The following is a 1919-nucleotide window of genomic DNA, read 5'->3' as shown; positions in this document are numbered from 1 at the left end:
TCTGGTTCAAGACTTTTTAGAAAGGGTTGAAAATGCCATAGATGAAAGTGATTATAAATATATCATTGAGGATTACGAAGGCTTGTTTAAGGATACGAGCATAGGTCTTGAGCGCGTTGAAAAGATCGTCATGAGTTTGAGAAAGTTCTCAAGAGTGGATCATATGATGACCTTCACCGAGTACAATCTCAATGAAGGTCTTGATGAAACCTTAATTATCGCCAATAATGAAATTAAATACAGTGCAGAAGTGATTAAAGATATGCAGTATGTGCCATTGACCTATGCAATCGCTGGTGAAATCAATCAAGTCCTCTTAAACATATTGATTAATGCTACGCATGCGATCAAGGAAAAAGGCAAGAACCATAAGGGAATCATCAAAATCACCACAAGAAGTGATGAAAAATATATTTATTGCGAGATCATGGATAATGGTATTGGCATTAAAGTCAAGGATCAGGATCAGATATTTGTTCCGTTCTTTACAACAAAAGAAGTCGGTACAGGAACAGGGCTTGGCATGAGCATTGCGTATGATATAATAACTAATAAGCATGGTGGTGAGTTGAATTTTATTTCTGAGTTTGGAATCGGGACGACTTTTAAAATCAAATTACCAATACGCAAGGTTGATACTGATACGGTGGATTCTTTTGTGAATTTTTAGGTGAGAAGACTTTTGACGAGGTCAAAAATGGGGAGAAAAAATGAGAAAAATATTATTTATTGATGATGAAGCCAATATATTGCGATCTTTGAAAAGGCTCTTCAGAAATTTAGAGTATGAGTGTTATTATGCTGAAAATATAGGTGAGGCAGTGAATGTGCTCCTATCGGTGGACTTTCTAGATATGCTTGTCACAGACATTAAAATGCCAAATTTTGATGGCATTAGGGTCTTAAAACTCTTTAAAGAGGCTTCTCCAAAGACCATTCGCGTTGCCCTAAGTGGTTATGCCTCTGTTAACAGCATTATGGAAGCTGTGAGTAAAAACTTAGCGAAACAGTATTTTTACAAGCCTTGGAACAATGATGAAATTATTGTAAGTATTCAAAAAATGTTTTTGCTTGAAGAGGAGTTCGAACAGGTCAATCTTTTTGAGAAAGTGCAAAATTTTGAGAGTGTAAAAACTCTGCCGAGGTTGTTTGAAAGAGTCAACATGCTTATTCAAAAGGACAAGAGTATAGAAGAAATATGTGGTATTATTGAAGAAGATCTGGCAATTACCTCTAATATTTTAAGACTTGCCAACTCGGCATTTTATCAAGCTAAGACGGGAAATTTACAGCAAGCAGTCATGTATATTGGCCTAAACAATTTAAAGCAGATCATTCTTTCGTATGAAATTTCACAAATGAAAGAGGCATTGTTTAAAAAGGGTGAAAATATATGGATACATTCTGCTAGGACCAATAATATCTACCATGATCTTTATGAACGATATTATAAGAAAAAAGTGCCGCCACTTGTGGGTTCTGCAGGTTTAATACATGATATAGGTAAAATTATTATGCTTCAAATTTTTGAAGAAGCCTATTTGGATAAAATTTTGTCAATAGAGTTAACGGATTCAAGTATTTTGACTGAGGAGAGGTTGCAATTTAAGCTTGATCACTGCCTTGTTGGAGGCTATTTTTTAAATTGGTGGGCTTTTCCGATGGAGCTTATAGAAGTCTGTATGTATCATCATAATCCATCTGATGAGCATATTATTCACAAAGAGTTAGTTGCTTTGGTGACCCTAGCCTCAATCATTGAAAAAAAAGAATATATTGTTTTGCGGCCCAACTTCCTAGAAGCTCTAGATATCCTAAAAATTGAATTCGATATGATTAAACCCATTATAGAAAAATACGAGAATGAACAATAGGGGGCAGTATGATTGATTACAGTAAATATAAGGTTTTGATAGTCG

At 34.9% G+C, this 1919-nt stretch carries 2 protein-coding genes; both read left to right on the top strand.

Translation table 11 applies throughout. From position 1 onward, the window contains the following. Nucleotides 1-670 (top strand): sensor histidine kinase (locus tag AC220I_RS21875; RefSeq protein WP_486725989.1); only part of this gene is annotated, 670 nt, incomplete at its 5' end. Between the two features lie 40 nt (nt 671-710). Continuing rightward, nucleotides 711-1874: an HDOD domain-containing protein gene (locus AC220I_RS21870; RefSeq protein ID WP_486725988.1), complete on the top strand. Its 1164-nt coding sequence runs from the start codon at nt 711-713 to the stop codon at nt 1872-1874. Nucleotides 1875-1919 lie beyond the last annotated feature (45 nt).

The sequence above is a fragment of the Fusibacter sp. genome, assembly GCF_057447755.1.
Note: the sequence above shows the minus strand (reverse complement) of the source record. Positions and strands in the feature narration are given on the sequence as shown.

Coding starts and splice junctions, on each gene's coding strand:
- AC220I_RS21870 (WP_486725988.1), top strand. CDS start 711: ATGAGAAAAATATTATTTATTGATGATGAAGCCAATATATTGCGATCT.